The organism is Sediminibacillus terrae (assembly GCF_009602435.1).
GTDB classification, from domain to species: Bacteria; Bacillota; Bacilli; order Bacillales; family Amphibacillaceae; genus Sediminibacillus; species Sediminibacillus terrae.
Window position 1 is genome coordinate 181,958 of the sequence record NZ_VZDQ01000021.1, and the last position, 15,877, is coordinate 197,834.

Genomic DNA, 15,877 nt, shown 5'->3' on the forward strand with positions numbered 1-15,877 from the left:
GATTTATGCTTGCATATTCGCATTTGGTATTATATATTACTATTAGTACCTAGTCATAATTTGGACGGTGGAGAGATGAAGCGAACGAAAAAGGAAAGGCAGCAGCTGTTGAAACAAACAATAGAAGATACGCCTTTCATAACGGATGAAGAGCTGGCCAAAAAATTCGCAGTCAGCATACAAACAATCCGGCTTGACCGGATGGAAATGTCGATACCAGAACTACGCGAGCGGATTAAATCGGTCGCTGCCAGTCAATGGAATGAAACCGTGAAAGCTCTGCCAATTGACGAAGTAATCGGGGAAGTGATCGATTTGGAGCTGGATGTGCGGGCGATTTCAATATTGGACATCGGCAGCGAGCATGTTTTTTCCAGAAACCGCATTGCGAGGGGGCATCATTTATTTGCGCAAGCAAACTCTCTGGCAGTCGCTGTGATCAATGATGAACTGGCTTTGACAGCGAAAGCGGAAATCAAATTCACCAGACAGGTGAAGCAAGGTGAAAGAGTGATTTCCAAGGCGGCGGTGAGTGGTAATGATGCGAAAGGGAGAACAATCGTGGAGGTCAACAGTTTTGTTGAAAATGAAAAAGTGTTTTCTGGTGACTTCCTGATGTTCCGTTCCCATCATCAAAAAGGAGAGTAAGTCAATGAAGATAGCAATTGATGCAATGGGGGGCGACAATGCCCCAGATGAAATTGTTTCCGGAGCGATCGAGGCCGTGAAAGAATGGCGGGATTTGGAAGTGACCCTGATAGGGGACGAGGAAAAAATATCCCCACTGTTAAAAGGTGCGGAAAGAATACATGTGATACATACTACGGAAATGATCACCGGAGAAGATGAACCCGTCCGGGCAGTAAGGCGCAAAAAAAACTCCTCTATGGTATTAATGGCGGAGGAAGTAAAACAACGTAAAGCAGATGCTTGCATATCAGCTGGAAATACCGGAGCATTGATGAGTGCCGGTTTATTTGTGGTAGGGCGAATGCAAGGGATCGATCGTCCAGCTTTAAGTCCGACATTGCCCACCAAGGATGGCGGCGGCTTTTTATTGCTTGATGTGGGAGCAAACGTCGATGCAAAGCCAATCCATTTGGTGCAATATGCAATAATGGGATCCGTTTATTCCGAAAAGGTCCGAAAGATAGACAATCCCCGTGTCGGTCTTTTGAATGTCGGGACCGAGGACGGAAAAGGAAATGATTTGACGAAGCGTGCTTTTACTGAACTTACAAACGCGCCGATTCACTTTGTGGGAAATGTGGAAGCGAGGGACTTGCTCGAAGGTGCTGCTGATGTAGTAGTAACCGATGGGTTTAACGGGAACATTGCCTTAAAAACGATTGAAGGAACGGCGATGACGATGTTTTCCATGCTGAAACAAACGTTCATGTCAAACTGGAAATCCAAATTGGCAGCCGGCTTGGTAAAAGCGGAGCTGAAGGAATTGAAGGACAAGCTGGATTATTCTGAGTATGGTGGGGCAGGCTTGTTCGGATTGGCGGCGCCGGTCATCAAAGCCCATGGTTCATCCAATGGCAGGGCTATCTATAATGCTGTCAAACAAGCACGCAATATGGTCGAGTTAAATGTTACAGAAACGATTGAAAAAACGATAAAAGAAATGCAGTTGGAAGAGGAGGAATAACATGAAACGTGTTGCTTTTGTTTTTCCGGGACAAGGTTCGCAGGAAGCCGGAATGGGAAGAGATTTATTCGAGAACTTTGAATCGGTTAGGCAATTGTTCCGCAATGCGGATCAACAACTGGACGACGACTTGACGACCCTCATGTTCGAAGGACCGCAGGAAACGTTGACTCAAACAGAAAACGCACAGCCCGCCTTGCTGTTGACCAGTGCTGCTATAGCTTCCGTATTAAAGGAACAGGGTGTGGAACCCGTCATGACAGCAGGTCACAGTTTGGGAGAGTACAGCGCGCTCGTATCGGCAGGAGCGATCAGCTTGGAAGAAGCGCTGCCGCTTGTCCGGTTGCGCGGGAGGCTGATGGAGAGGGCTTTTCCCGCAGGTAAAGGAGCAATGGCGGCCGTATTAGGCGGTGAAATGGAGACGATCACCTCTGTGCTTGATTCCGTAAATGAAGAAACAGGAGAGATTGTCGATGCTGCAAATTACAACTGCCCTGGTCAACTAGTGATTTCCGGTACAAAGCAGGGCATCGAAACCGCTGGAGAAAAGCTGAAAGAAAATGGGGTTAAAAGGGTGCTACCTCTTAACGTCAGCGGGCCATTTCACTCTCGCTTGATGAAGCCTGCAGCTGAAAAGTTCGCCGAAGAGTTACAACAGGCAAATTTAACCGATGCAAGAATCCCTGTTTATGCGAATGTTACGGCAGCTCCTGTGACAGAACGGGAACAGATTGCAGAATTGTTAGTCCAACAGTTGTATTCACCAGTAAGATTCCAGGAAATCATCGAAGCGATGCTGGATAAAGAGCTGGATGCGATTGTCGAGGTTGGCAACGGAAAGGTATTGACAGGACTCGTAAAGAAAATCCACAGACGCATGAAAACTTTTTCCGTGCAAGATACGGAATCACTTCAGGCATTTGTTGAATGGTATAAGGAGGAATCTTGAGCATGCTAAATGGGAAAGCTGCATTAGTGACAGGTGCTTCCAGAGGGATAGGAAAGGCAATTGCGCTGGAACTTGCCAGACAAGGGGCTAAAGTTGCGGTCAATTTTGCAGGAAACGAAGCGAAGGCTGAAGAAGTAGTAAAGGAAATAGAAACGCTAGGCGGAGAAGCCATCAAGGTAAAGGCCAATGTTGCAGATGAAACGGAAGTCAAACAAATGATCAAACATGTGATCGATTCCTTCGGCAGCTTGGATATCCTTGTGAATAATGCAGGAATCACGAGAGATAATCTATTGATGAGAATGAAAGAAGAGGAATTCGATCAGGTCATCGACACAAACCTGAAAGGTGTCTTCCTTTGTACGAAAGGTGTCACCCGCCAGATGATGAAACAAAAAAGCGGTCGGATCATCAATATCGCTTCTGTCGTTGGTGTAAGTGGCAATCCGGGACAAGCGAATTACGTGGCAGCGAAGGCAGGAGTCATCGGGATGACAAAATCCACGGCTAAGGAGCTTGCTTCCAGAAACATCTTGGTAAACGCGGTTGCTCCCGGTTTTATCGAAACGGATATGACTGATCAATTGACAGATGAACAGAGACAAGGCATGCAGGATCTTATTCCGCTGGCGAAATTGGGGAAAGGTGAAGACGTAGCAAAAGTTGTACGTTTTCTTGCTTCCGAGGATGCCGATTACATTACCGGTCAAACCATCCATGTGGATGGCGGTATGGTGATGTAAAAACTCTATCGATTGCTTTGAAAGGGGGTGAATGAAATGGCAGATACATTTGAGCGTGTCAAGAAAATCGTAGTGGATCGTCTGGATGTGGAAGAATCAAAAATCACGATGGAGGCTTCCTTTAAAGATGATTTGGAAGCTGATTCGTTAGACGTTGTTGAATTGGTTATGGAGTTAGAAGACGAATTCGACATGGAGATTTCTGATGAAGAAGCTGAAAAAATTGAAACAGTAGGTGATGCTGTTAATTACATAAACAGCATTCAATAATAAATAGTACTTATTTATTTAGCTAGGCAGCGATATGTTGTTTATGGAAATGGCAGTACAAAAAGTCCCGCGCAATTGCGGGGCTTTCTCCATATTCACCGCAAGGGGGTGTGAGGCATTGGATTTTTCTATGCTGCAAAAACAGCTTGGCATCACTTTCAATGATGAAAGGCTTTTACAACAAGCATTTACCCATTCATCTTATGTGAATGAGCATCGGAAAAAAGATTACCAGGATAATGAGCGATTAGAGTTTTTGGGCGATGCAGTATTAGAACTCGGTGTATCTCAATATTTGTACCGTGAGTACCCGGAAATGGAAGAAGGAGAGCTGACAAAATTCAGGGCTTCTATCGTTTGTGAGCCATCCTTGGTAAGCTTTGCGAATGACTTGGATTTTTCTCCTTACGTGTTGCTTGGAAAAGGGGAAGAAATGACTGGCGGTCGAAACCGTCCAGCGTTGCTGGCAGATGTTTTCGAAGCATTTATCGGTGCATTGTATCTTGACCAGGGATTTGACGTTTCCATCAACTTTCTGGAAAAGTATGTCTACCCGAAAATTACCAAAGGTGCTTTTTCGCATGCGATGGATTATAAAAGTCAGCTGCAGGAATTGGTTCAGCGAAGCAAAGATGGCAGTATTGACTATGCAATCACGGAGGAGCGCGGGCCGGCTCATAATCGTGAATTCGTTGCCGAGGTACACATACAGGGAACGGTGGCTGGAACGGGCATCGGCAGGACGAAAAAAGAAGCTGAACAACGAGCAGCTAAAAAAGCGCTCGACAGTTATGAGGCAGGTTGAAGAAAAGGAGGCGTGGGCTTGATCGAGTGACAAGCACAGCCTCCTTTCGTTTATGATTGCTTGCGATGACCGGCCAGTTCCTGAATGAAAGCCTGGGTTTCTGCAACGCTTAACTGACCTTTGTGCTCCAGCATATCATGCAGCGATTTCAATTCTTGATATTTTTCTAAATCGTAATCTTCCGGTTTCATGATCGAGCGGTTCACGACCTGTAACTTTTTCGCCATGTTATCAATGATAATTGCCAAATTTTCCCTTGATGGTTCCTGCAAACTCACATTAACACTCCTCAATATTTTATGATTCCTTCTATGACCCTACTCTTTATGATAAAATAAATAAGTTGAAATGCAAATTAATCTTAATTTTTTACATACTTATTGCAGATTGTCTCGTCTGCAAAATTCCGATAGAGAAACAGTTAATCAGTGAAATAGGAGAATGGATATGTTTCTGAAACGATTAGATACAGTTGGATTTAAATCTTTTGCCGAACGGGTTTCCGTTGATTTTGTGCCAGGTGTAACAGCGGTTGTCGGCCCTAACGGCAGCGGGAAGAGTAATATTACGGATGCGATCCGCTGGGTGCTTGGGGAGCAATCCGCCAAGTCTCTGCGGGGCTCGAAGATGGAAGACATCATCTTCCAGGGAAGCGATTCGCGGAAGGCTTTGAATATTGCGGAAGTAACACTGACACTGGATAACAGTGACCAGGCGTTGCCGCTTGACTATCAGGAAGTGAGTGTAACAAGAAGGGTTTACCGATCAGGGGAAAGTGAATTTTTAATCAACAAACAGACATGCCGGTTAAAGGATATCATTGACCTTTTTATGGACTCAGGGCTTGGAAGAGAAGCTTTTTCGATTATAAGTCAAGGGAAAGTCGAGGAGATACTGAGCTCGAAACCAGAAGAAAGAAGGTCGATCTTTGAAGAGGCGGCAGGTGTGCTCAAGTATAAGCAAAGAAAGAAAAAGGCTGAGTACAAACTGGCGGAAACACAGGAAAACCTTAACCGTATTGAAGATATCATCTTTGAAATTGATGGCCAGTTGGAACCATTGAAGGAGCAGGCGGCAGTAGCGAAGGATTATTTGCAAAAAAAAGACGAATTAAAAAAAGTGGAAATCGCTCTTTTGATTGCCGAGATTGAAGAGATGCATGGGAAATGGAAATCGGTGCTCGCGGAAATAGAAGCCCAAAAAGAAAAGGAAGTCGCTCTTCAAACGAGCATTCAACAAAAACAGGCCGGTTTGGAAGAAGGACGCAGTCAAATTCAAGCGCTGGATGAGTCTATCGAGGATTTGCAAGAATCCCTATTGGATTTGACTAAACAGCTTGAAAATTTACAAGGTAAAAAAGAATTGAGTAATGAGCGCTTCAAGCATTTCGAAGATAATAAATCAAAATTGGAAGAAGAAAACGGCCAATTAAAAACGCGGATGGACAAGTTGGAAACGGGTTTGACAGAAGAGCAGGAAAAGTTGTCCCGTCTGGAAGCCGAAAGGCGTGAAACAAATAAAAGTCTGAAGCAGACTGCAGAATTGCTGTCCACTTCGAAGCAAAACATAGAGGAGCAAATCGAAGAGTTAAAAAGTGACTACATTGAAAAATTGAATGAACAAGCCGCAAAAAGGAACGAACGTCAGTCTATCTCCAGGCAGTTGGAACAGATCAACCTGAAAAAAGACAATCAGCAAGATAAATTCAAGGGCCTGATTTCTGAAAGGGAACAGCTTGAGAGGAAACTAGCCGATTTGAAAACGAAATTGGCAGAGCAAGCCGAGACCCGGCTGGCGGCTGAACATACCTATGAGAAACAAAGAAAAAACTTGGAAGCGGATAATGCAGCCTATCAGGAGTTGCAGACAAAGCTTTATCAAGGCTATCAGTACATTGAAAAGTTAAAATCCAAGAAAGAAATGCTCGAAGATATGAAGGAAGGATATCAAGGTTTTTTCCACGGAGTCAAAGAAGTATTGAAAGCAAGAGAGGATAAAGAGTTGTCTGGAATCGACGGAGCGGTGATTGAATTGATCGACGTTCCGGCCAAGTTGATCCCGGCGGTCGAAACAGCGCTAGGAGGCCAAGCTCAGCATATTGTTATGGAAGATGAATCCAAAGCGAGAGCGGCGATTAATTGGCTGAAAAAACATAACAAAGGCCGTGCGACCTTTTTGCCTGTCACAGCCATTAAACCTAAATACATTCCCGCCGATTTATTGGCAGGGGTGAAAAATCATCAAGGCTTTGTCGGCGTGGGTGCAGAGCTGGTTTCTTTTCAGCAGAAATACAAGGGGATAGCAGAAAACCTGTTGGGTAATGTAGTCATTGCCGACAACCTTAAGGCGGCGAATGAAATTGCTGTACATCTGCACCGGAAATTCCGGGTGGTGACGATGGATGGAGATATCATCAATCCAGGCGGTTCGATGACCGGAGGAGCGAAGAAAAAGTCGGGACAATCCTTGTTTTCACGTGAAAAAGACTTGCAGGAAGTGACAGACAAACTAAACGAATTTCAGCAAAAAGCGCTGGAATTCGAACAGAAGGTCAAAGCACGGAAACAAGCGAATGAAGAGTTGGAACAAGCGATGGAAAAGCAGCGAGAGGCGATAAGAGCCGCACAGCAACAGGAACAGGAAACACGAACTGCCGTGAAAGAAATGGAAGTGAATGTTGCTCATTATAACGAAAACTTGAAATTATACGATCAGGATACCAATCAATACGAAACAGATCTTACTGATTTGAAACAACGGAATGCGAAATTGGAAGATGAATTGAATGATCTAGAAAGAACACTAGAGGCTATCCAAGGGGAAATCGATGAATGTGACCGCAGGCAAGCCGATTATCAGGAAAACCAGGAGAAGCTGCAAGAAAAACATCATCGATTGCAGATAACCCTGGCAGAACAAGATGCCAACGTGAACAGTCAAAAAGAAAAATGCAAGGCATTGAATCATCAGCTTGAAGAAGTGAATCAGGCCCTTCGGGAAAACACGGAACAATTGGAGCAAATGTTCGATTTTCAGAATAACCGAGAAACAGAAGAGGAAATCGACGCAAAGCTTGAAGAGAAACAAAAACAAAAGGATAAAGTGGCCGAATTGATTCAAGCGCGCCGTCAGGAACGGCTGAAAAGAACGGAAACGGCCGGCGATCAAGAACGCGAGATCAAAGAGAAAAACAGGATCTACCAGTCGCTGGTCCAGGATTTGCAAGACAAAGAACTGAAAGCGGCCAGGTTCGATGTCGAATTGGAAAACCGGCTGAACCATCTGCAAAACGAGTACGCGCTCAGTTATGAAAAAGCGGCTCAAAATTATGAAAAGGCGGAGGATATCGATCAGGCCAAACAGTCGGTGAAATTAGTCAAACGTTCTATCGATGAACTTGGTACGGTCAATCTTGGAGCGATTGATGAATACGAACGGATAAGTGAAAGATATGAATTTCTTACAGAGCAGCAGACAGATTTGGTGCAGGCGAAGGATACACTGTTCGGAGTCATTTCCGAGATGGATGAGGAAATGGTCAGGAGATTCGAAACCACCTTCACTCAAATCAAAGAAGAGTTTTCCATCGTCTTTTCTGCCTTGTTCGGAGGTGGAAGTGCAGAATTGAAATTGACGAATCCTGAAAACATGCTGGAAACTGGCGTCGATATTATCGCACGGCCACCGGGAAAAAAACTGCAGCACCTAGGATTGCTATCTGGTGGGGAACGGGCTTTGACAGCTATCGCGCTGTTGTTTGCCATATTGCGTGTCCGTCCGGTTCCCTTCTGTGTACTGGATGAAGTGGAGGCTGCTCTGGACGATGCGAATGTCAGCAGGTTTGCAAAGTACTTGAAGGAGTTTAGCGAAAAAACACAATTTATTGTGATTACCCACAGAAAGGGTACAATGGAGGAAGCCGACGTATTATACGGCGTAACCATGCAAGAGTCGGGGGTTTCCCGCCTTGTATCGGTACGGCTGGAAGATGCGCCTGCTTTAGTAAAAGCATAAACGCACCAGAAAGGAAGGTATTATGAGCTTTTTTCAAAAACTAAAAGAAAAATTCAGTGGCGATACAGGGAATCAACAAGAGGCACAGCCTGAAAAGTATAAAGAAGGGCTTTCCAAGACAAGAGGCTCTTTTTCCAGCAAAATAAATGACCTGGTTGCGCGCTATCGCAAAGTAGATGAAGATTTTTTCGAGGATTTGGAAGAAATATTAATTTCGGCAGACGTTGGCGTGACAGCTGTCATGGATCTTATCGATGATTTGAAAATGGAAGTGAAACGGAGAAACATCAAAGACAGTGGGGAAATGAAAGAAGTCATTTCCGAAAAATTGGTGGATATTTATTACGGGGACAAAGATGAAGAACCGGAAAAACTGCAGCTTCATGAAGATGGTTTATCCGTCATTTTGTTTGTCGGTGTAAATGGTGTTGGAAAAACAACGACCATTGGAAAAATGGCCCACCAGTTGAAGCAGGAAGGAAAAAAAGTAATCCTGGCTGCTGGAGACACGTTCCGGGCAGGAGCAATCGAACAGCTGGAAGTTTGGGGAGAAAGGGCTGGCGTGGATGTGATCAAGCATAATGCCGGCAGTGATCCTGCTGCGGTAGTGTTCGATGGAATTCAGGCGGCAAGATCAAGAGGAGCCGATGTATTGTTGTGTGATACGGCAGGACGCTTGCAGAATAAAGTCAATTTAATGAATGAACTTGCCAAGGTGAAAAAAGTCATCTCGAGAGAAGTGCCGAACGGCCCGCAAGAGGTGTTGCTCGTCCTTGACGCAACCACCGGCCAGAATGCAATGAGCCAGGCCAAAACTTTTTCCGAAGCGACGGATGTGTCAGGAATAGTTCTGACCAAGTTGGATGGAACGGCGAAAGGCGGCATTGTGCTTGCTATTCGAAACGAATTGCAGATTCCTGTAAAGTACGTCGGTTTAGGAGAGAAAGTAACTGATTTACAGGCTTTCGATGCACACGCCTTTGTTTACGGCTTGTTTGCAGATATGCTGGAAGAGGAAACATCTTGACAGCGCATAAGATCATTAGGTAGTATTTCATTGTAAAGGCATTTCACTTAACAAGGAGTGCTCGCTTTGCTGGAAAAAACGACCAGAATCAATTTTTTATTGGATTTTTATCAAGAACTACTGACCCCAAAGCAACGAAACTATATGGAGCTGTACTATTTAGAGGATTATTCACTCGGTGAAATTTCAGAAACATTTGATGTATCACGACAAGCCGTGTACGATAATATCCGACGGACGGAATCGATGCTCGAAGCTTATGAGGATAAGCTCCATTTGTATAAGAAATTCACAGCGCGAAACCAGCTGCTAGGACAGTTGGAAGAAGCACTGCAAGAAAGTCAGGACACTACTTTAAGAGGATTGGTCAATTCACTTAAAGAATTAGATTAGGGGGGCTCCTTCTATGGCATTTGAAGGCTTGGCCGAACGCCTGCAAGGGACAATCCAGCGCATTAAAGGAAAAGGGAAAGTCACCGAGCAGGACGTAAAGGAAATGACAAGAGAAGTACGGCTTGCTTTATTGGAAGCAGACGTCAATTTCAAAGTCGTGAAAGATTTTGTCAAACGCATAAAAGAACGCGCAGTCGGGCAGGAAGTAATGGAAAGTCTGACGCCCGGCCAGCAGGTTATCAAGGTAGTAAAGGACGAACTGACAGAGTTGATGGGCGGCGAACAGAGCAAAATAGCAGTAGCCGACCGACCTCCTACCGTCATAATGATGGTGGGGCTTCAGGGAGCAGGTAAAACGACAACCACCGGCAAGCTTGCCAACTTGCTCCGTAAAAAATATAATCGAAATCCGCTTTTGGTTGCAGCGGATGTTTATCGACCGGCAGCAATCAACCAGTTGGAAACACTGGGTAAGCAATTGAACATGCCGGTGTTCTCCTTGGGAACGGAAGCAAATCCGGTCGACATCGCCAATCAGGCTATAGAACAGGCAAAGGCCGAACATCAGGATTATGTTATCATCGACACGGCTGGCCGCCTTCATGTCGACAACGATTTAATGGATGAATTGGAGCAAATCAAGTCCAATGTAAATCCGGATGAAATCTTTTTGGTTGTCGATGCAATGACAGGACAAGATGCTGTCAATGTAGCGGAAAGCTTCAATGAACAACTGGACGTCACAGGAGTGGTATTGACGAAGTTGGATGGCGATACCCGTGGCGGTGCTGCCCTGTCGATAAAAGCAGTTACAGATAAACCGATAAAATTTGCCGGAATGGGTGAAAAACTGGATGAGCTTGAGGCATTCCATCCAGAACGGATGGCTTCAAGAATCCTGGGAATGGGAGACGTTCTGTCGCTCATCGAGAAAGCACAGGATACAGTGGACCAGAATAAGGCGAAGGAATTGGAAGAAAAGATGCGATCCGCTTCCTTCACCTTTGACGACTTCCTGGAACAGATGGGCCAGGTCCGTAACATGGGACCACTGGAAGACTTAATCGGGATGCTCCCCGGCGCAAACAAAATGAAGGGATTGAAAAATGTTCAATTCGACGAGAAACAGCTTTCCCATGTCGAAGCAATCATTCAATCCATGACAAAACAAGAACGTCAGGATCCTGGCGTCATGAATGCCAGCCGGAAGAAGCGGATTGCCAAAGGTGCCGGAAGATCGGTGTCAGAGGTCAATCGTCTTCTCAAACAATTTGAAGAAATGAAGAAAATGATGAAGCAGATGACCAACATGCAAAAGGGCAAAAAAGGCAAAGGAATGAAATTTCCATTCATGTAATGGAAAAACACTTTACAGACAAATGAACATCTGATAGAATCTAAACTTGTGATAAGCAATATTTAATAATGGAGGTGCAAGACATGGCTGTTAAAATTCGTTTAAAGCGTATGGGTTCAAAAAGAAATCCATTTTACCGCGTAGTAGTAGCTGATTCACGTTCTCCTCGTGACGGACGTTTTATTGAACAAATTGGCACTTACAATCCGGTAGCCAACCCGGTTGAAGTAAAACTAGATGAAGAAAAGGCGCTTGATTGGATGACTAAAGGCGCTAAGCCTAGTGATACAGTTCGCAACCTTTTCTCAAAGCAAGGCATCATGACGAAATTCCACGATACGAAAAACCAAAAGTAAAGTAGAGTGATATCATGAAAGCCTTAATCGAAACGATGGTGGCTCCGTTGGTTGATCATCCGGAAGATGTCCAGGTGACAGTCAAGGAAGAAGATGATAGATTGACTTACCATTTGACTGTCAACCAGGATGATGTCGGAAAAGTGATCGGAAAAAACGGACGAATCGCAAAAGCTGTCCGGACGGTGGTCTATGCTGCCGGTTCAGCCGAAACAAAGCGAATCTATTTGGATATCATGTGAAAAGGGGAAGGGGAAAACCTTTCCCTTTTTTCCAAATTCAAAAAAGTTGTCATCCTTTCACTGCCTCTCTAGAACAAGCCTGCTCCAGGGGACAGCTTTTACAGGTCTTTTGTACAGTACGACCGGTAATCCTTTCAAGTCACGGATATGGTTTGGACAATATGGCGGAAAGGCAGGGGCTGTTATTGAAAATTATTCGGAAGATTCCTGTCAAGCAGGTAATCACGGAGAGAAGCAAGGAAAGCCTGGCGGAACAGTTCAACCAAAATAAACAGCAGCTTGAACAAGAGTGTCAACAATTGCAGTTTGAACAACGGAAACTACAAAATAAAAAAGGGGTTTCCAAGCATGAAGTGGCAAAACGGTTCCAACAGGAAATTAAACGACGCAAAGACAAGATCAAGTGGATTGAATTTCAATTGGAACAATTGGTAATCCTGCCTATTGGCAGTGAAATAACAGAAGAAGAAGTTGAAACTCTTGTTGAGGTTGAAGAAGGATTAAACTGGGGTGACATCTCCGATAACAAAGCAATTATCGTCAAAGATGGCATCGTGATTCAAATTACATAGCAGGTGAAGATATGAGCGAACAAATGTTCAATGTTGGAAAAATTGTAAATACCCACGGTATTAAGGGAGAGGTAAAAGTAGTCCGGATTACCGATTTTGATGAGCGGTTTGAAATCGGTAGCAGGTTATACTGGTCTGATGGAAAAGGGAGCCCGGTAGCCCTCACTGTCGATGGTCACCGCAGACATAAAAACTTCGATTTATTGCACTTTAACGGATATGATTCTCTTAATGATGCAGAAAACTTGAAAGATGGCCTGTTGCGAATAAAGGAGGAGCAACTGGCGCCTTTGGAAGAAGGCGAATTTTATTACCACGAAATCATCGGCTGTGAAGTTCATACCACGGATGGTGATCAGGTGGGAAAAATCAAAGAGATTCTTTCCCCAGGTGCCAACGATGTATGGGTGGCCAGTAGAAAAGGAAAAAAGGATTTATTGATTCCTTATATAGAGGATATTGTGAAAACCATTGATGTCGCTCATAAGCGGGTCATCATAGAGCCGATGGAGGGACTGCTTGACGAATGAAAATAGATATACTGACACTGTTTCCTGAAATGTTTGATGGAGTAATGAACCATTCGATATTAAAAAAAGCACAGGAATCGGATGTGTTTCAATATCGCCTGGTCAATTTCCGTGAGTATTCGAAAAACAAGCATAAAAAGGTGGATGATTATCCATATGGAGGCGGAGCGGGTATGGTTCTCACCCCTCAACCCTTGTTTGATGCTGTGGAACATCTGTCAGCGGAAGCATCCGTGAAACCGCGTGTCGTGCTCATGAGTCCTCAAGGTGAGACTTTTAATCAGGCAAAGGCGATGGAACTTGCAAACGAGGAGCATTTAATTTTTATATGTGGTCATTATGAAGGTTATGACGAAAGGATTCGGGAACATATCGCGACCGATGAAATATCGATCGGTGATTATGTGCTGACTGGCGGAGAATTGGGGGCGATGGTTGTTGTTGACAGTGTGGTCCGATTGCTTCCAGACGTTCTGGGTAATGAATCATCCGCTCAGGAAGATTCGTTTTCCACTGGTCTGCTGGAGCATCCACATTATACCAGACCGCTCGACTTTCGTGGGATGCGGGTACCGGACGTGCTGGTATCGGGAAACCACGGCAAAATTGAGGAATGGAGACGCCAGCAATCCTTGAAAAGAACTTATCAGCGGCGTAAGGATTTGCTTGACGATTATCCGTTAACCGAGAAGGATAGACAATGGCTGGAAAGCTTGGATGACAAGTGAAGGGTGAAGCTGCTGGTCGTTGATTGATTCTATTTCCGGTAATCATGAATAAATAGTTGAAGTAGACCATTGGATATGATATATTATTTGTTGTGCTTAAACAAAAGTTTAAGCAGGATAAACAATGTTCCGCTTTCTTTATTCTTAAGTTAAGAACATTGGTTTGGAAGGAGTGTAACAGGATGCAACATATTCTTGAAGAAGTGACAAAAGAACAGCTTCGCACTGATCATCCTGATTTTCGCCCTGGTGACACGGTAAAAGTCCACGTTAAAGTCGTGGAAGGAAACCGTGAGCGTATCCAGGTTTTCGAAGGCGTTGTTATCAAGCGTCAAAACGGCGGAATCAGCGAAACTTTCACTGTTCGTAAGATTTCTTACGGCGTAGGCGTTGAACGTACTTTTCCAGTACATTCACCGCGCATTGACAAGATTGAAGTGAGCCGCCGCGGTAAAGTACGTCGTGCGAAACTTTACTATCTACGCAACCTGCGTGGTAAAGCTGCACGTATTAAAGAAATTCGCTAATTTGAATGCAGGAAAGGAGCTTGAAAAGTCAAGCTCCTTTTTTCTACTTAAAATAGGTATTTAGACCGGTTTGGTGAAAACTATCATACATTGGTAAATCAGCAATCGGATGGTGTACAAGGTCATCTGGCGAACGATTATTTCTCTAAGCCGGACAAAAAGAAGTTCAGGAATAGCTGTTTTATGGAGGGAAGATAATGGCCAAAAAAAAGAATGAATGGCTGGATTGGGTGAAGGCACTTTTGATTGCCGGGTTGCTGGCTGTCATCGTCAGGATGTTTTTGTTCGCTCCAATTGTAGTAGATGGACCGTCCATGCTGCCTACGTTGCATAATGGAGACCATATGATTGTGAACAAGTTCAATTATCTAGTTGGTGAGCCGGATAGATTCGATATCGTCGTGTTTCATGCCACGGCTCAAAAAGACTATATAAAGCGGGTCATAGGAGTACCGGGCGACCATGTAGAGGTGAAAGATGACACCCTTTATATAAATGGAGAAGCAGTGGAAGAGCCCTTTTTAGAGTCAGCGAAGCAAATGATGGAGGGCAACCAGCACTATACCGTCGACTTCAGCCTGGAAGAATTGCCGGGCGGATATGATGAGGTGCCGGAAAATCATTTATTGGTGCTTGGTGACAACCGGGGCAACTCAACGGACAGTCGTTTGCTGGGAATGATTTCTTATGATCAACTGGTAGGTGAAGTCCAGTTATTATATTGGCCGTTCGACCGATTCCGTTTATTTACGTAACAGCGTGAAGGTAATAATGAACGCAACCGTCTTCGCTTTTTCTTGATAGAGATGGAAAGGAATAGGTGGGATACTATGACAATTCAATGGTTTCCAGGACATATGGCAAAAGCCAAACGAGAAGTTCAGGAAAAACTTAAATTAGTGGATTTTGTTATCGAATTGGTTGATGCCCGGGTGCCGGATTCCTCACAAAATCCCATGCTGCAAGAGGTATTGCAAAACAAGCCTCGCATGCGTGTATTGATGAAAAAGGATTTAGCTGATCCCGCAATCACTCGTCTGTGGATGGATCGCTTCGAGACAGAAGGAATCAAATCAGTTGCAGTGGATGTGCAGAACAAGCAAGATGTACAGCTGGTAATCGCTGCAGCCAAAGAGATGGGCAAAGAAAAACAGGAAAAGCTAATAAAAAAGGGAGTCAGGCCGAGGGCGTCCAGAGCAATGATCCTGGGAATTCCGAACGTGGGTAAATCAACACTGATTAACCGGCTGGTGAACAGGAAAATAGCTAAAACCGGAGACAGGCCTGGAGTGACCACCAGCCAGCAGTGGATAAAGGTGAAGAAGGACTTTGAACTACTGGATACACCGGGTATTTTATGGCCGAAATTCGAAGATGAACTGGTCGGCTATCGTCTGGCTGCTATCGGAACGATTAAAGATCAATTGCTGCCGAAAGAAGATATTGCAGCTTTTATTGTCAACTATCTAAAAGAAGCTTACCCTTCTCTGCTTCATGAGCGATATGGATTAGAAGAGGAAAATGACATGGGAGTCATCTTTGAAAAAATAGGCGGCTCCAGAGGTTGTCTGGAAAGTGGAGGAAGGGTCAATTTCGAGAAAACGGCAGAAGTGATCATACGGGATCTGCGGTCTGGCCGGCTGGGCAGATTGACTTTAGAGGGTCCTGAATAAGAGAATTGGACCAAAAAGCGTTCGCCAGATCAAATGT

Annotated in this window: 19 protein-coding genes; 18 read left to right on the forward strand and 1 reads right to left on the reverse strand. The window is 44.5% G+C overall.

Annotated elements, in window-relative coordinates; translation table 11 throughout:
• Positions 1-75: 75 nt before the first annotated feature.
• The 6 genes from fapR to rnc all read left to right on the forward strand — a co-directional run bounded on the left by fapR (position 76) and on the right by rnc (position 4,421).
• Entirely contained in the window at positions 76-648 is a 573-nt protein-coding gene (gene fapR / locus F6X55_RS06925) for a transcription factor FapR (protein WP_026570399.1), read from the forward strand.
• 4 nt (positions 649-652) lie between these two features.
• Positions 653-1,654 carry a phosphate acyltransferase PlsX gene (plsX, locus tag F6X55_RS06930; protein ID WP_153462536.1) on the forward strand — a complete coding sequence of 334 codons (1,002 nt, stop codon included), beginning with the start codon at positions 653-655 and terminating at the stop codon, positions 1,652-1,654.
• Position 1,655: 1 nt separating this feature from the next.
• Positions 1,656-2,603, forward strand: a complete 948-nt coding sequence (fabD, locus tag F6X55_RS06935; RefSeq protein WP_026771373.1) for an ACP S-malonyltransferase — start codon at positions 1,656-1,658, stop codon at positions 2,601-2,603.
• A gap of 2 nt (positions 2,604-2,605) precedes the next feature.
• Entirely contained in the window at positions 2,606-3,346 is a 741-nt protein-coding gene (gene fabG, locus F6X55_RS06940; protein ID WP_026570396.1) for a 3-oxoacyl-[acyl-carrier-protein] reductase, read from the forward strand.
• Between the two features lie 36 nt (positions 3,347-3,382).
• Positions 3,383-3,616, forward strand: a complete 234-nt coding sequence (gene acpP / locus F6X55_RS06945; protein ID WP_026570395.1) for an acyl carrier protein — start codon at positions 3,383-3,385, stop codon at positions 3,614-3,616.
• A gap of 118 nt (positions 3,617-3,734) precedes the next feature.
• Positions 3,735-4,421: a ribonuclease III gene (rnc, locus tag F6X55_RS06950; RefSeq protein ID WP_026570394.1), complete on the forward strand. Its 687-nt coding sequence runs from the start codon at positions 3,735-3,737 to the stop codon at positions 4,419-4,421.
• A 50-nt stretch (positions 4,422-4,471) separates the two neighbouring features.
• Here rnc and F6X55_RS06955 read toward each other — a convergent pair whose 3' ends face one another.
• On the reverse strand, positions 4,472-4,699 hold the full coding sequence (locus tag F6X55_RS06955) for a DUF1128 domain-containing protein (protein WP_026570393.1): 228 nt from the start codon (positions 4,697-4,699) through the stop codon (positions 4,472-4,474).
• Positions 4,700-4,868: 169 nt separating this feature from the next.
• On the opposite strand from F6X55_RS06955, the gene smc reads away from it, so the two are divergent.
• The 12 genes from smc to ylqF all read left to right on the forward strand — a co-directional run bounded on the left by smc (position 4,869) and on the right by ylqF (position 15,840).
• Complete coding sequence (gene smc / locus F6X55_RS06960; RefSeq protein ID WP_153462538.1) at positions 4,869-8,435, forward strand: chromosome segregation protein SMC; 3,567 nt, start codon at positions 4,869-4,871, stop codon at positions 8,433-8,435.
• A gap of 22 nt (positions 8,436-8,457) precedes the next feature.
• Positions 8,458-9,462 (forward strand): signal recognition particle-docking protein FtsY, encoded by a 1,005-nt coding sequence (gene ftsY, locus F6X55_RS06965; protein WP_026570391.1) that lies wholly within the window; start codon positions 8,458-8,460, stop codon positions 9,460-9,462.
• A 66-nt stretch (positions 9,463-9,528) separates the two neighbouring features.
• Complete coding sequence (locus F6X55_RS06970) at positions 9,529-9,855, forward strand: putative DNA-binding protein (RefSeq protein ID WP_026570390.1); 327 nt, start codon at positions 9,529-9,531, stop codon at positions 9,853-9,855.
• Between the two features lie 13 nt (positions 9,856-9,868).
• Positions 9,869-11,212: a signal recognition particle protein gene (gene ffh, locus F6X55_RS06975; protein WP_026570389.1), complete on the forward strand. Its 1,344-nt coding sequence runs from the start codon at positions 9,869-9,871 to the stop codon at positions 11,210-11,212.
• Between the two features lie 83 nt (positions 11,213-11,295).
• Positions 11,296-11,568 (forward strand): 30S ribosomal protein S16, encoded by a 273-nt coding sequence (rpsP, locus tag F6X55_RS06980; RefSeq protein WP_026570388.1) that lies wholly within the window; start codon positions 11,296-11,298, stop codon positions 11,566-11,568.
• A gap of 14 nt (positions 11,569-11,582) precedes the next feature.
• Positions 11,583-11,810, forward strand: coding sequence for a KH domain-containing protein (locus F6X55_RS06985; protein WP_026570387.1), 228 nt, complete (start codon positions 11,583-11,585; stop codon positions 11,808-11,810).
• A 185-nt stretch (positions 11,811-11,995) separates the two neighbouring features.
• Positions 11,996-12,382 (forward strand): YlqD family protein, encoded by a 387-nt coding sequence (locus tag F6X55_RS06990; RefSeq protein WP_026771370.1) that lies wholly within the window; start codon positions 11,996-11,998, stop codon positions 12,380-12,382.
• 11 nt (positions 12,383-12,393) lie between these two features.
• Positions 12,394-12,912 carry a ribosome maturation factor RimM gene (gene rimM / locus F6X55_RS06995; protein WP_026570385.1) on the forward strand — a complete coding sequence of 173 codons (519 nt, stop codon included), beginning with the start codon at positions 12,394-12,396 and terminating at the stop codon, positions 12,910-12,912.
• Positions 12,909-13,640 (forward strand): tRNA (guanosine(37)-N1)-methyltransferase TrmD, encoded by a 732-nt coding sequence (trmD, locus tag F6X55_RS07000; RefSeq protein ID WP_153462540.1) that lies wholly within the window; start codon positions 12,909-12,911, stop codon positions 13,638-13,640. Before rimM ends, trmD begins: the two co-directional genes overlap by 4 nt.
• Before the next feature lie 182 nt (positions 13,641-13,822).
• Complete coding sequence (gene rplS, locus F6X55_RS07005) at positions 13,823-14,167, forward strand: 50S ribosomal protein L19 (RefSeq protein ID WP_026570383.1); 345 nt, start codon at positions 13,823-13,825, stop codon at positions 14,165-14,167.
• Positions 14,168-14,364: 197 nt separating this feature from the next.
• Positions 14,365-14,922, forward strand: a complete 558-nt coding sequence (gene lepB / locus F6X55_RS07010) for a signal peptidase I (protein ID WP_153462542.1) — start codon at positions 14,365-14,367, stop codon at positions 14,920-14,922.
• 75 nt (positions 14,923-14,997) lie between these two features.
• Entirely contained in the window at positions 14,998-15,840 is an 843-nt protein-coding gene (gene ylqF / locus F6X55_RS07015) for a ribosome biogenesis GTPase YlqF (RefSeq protein WP_153462544.1), read from the forward strand.
• The last annotated feature ends 37 nt before the right edge of the window (positions 15,841-15,877 follow it).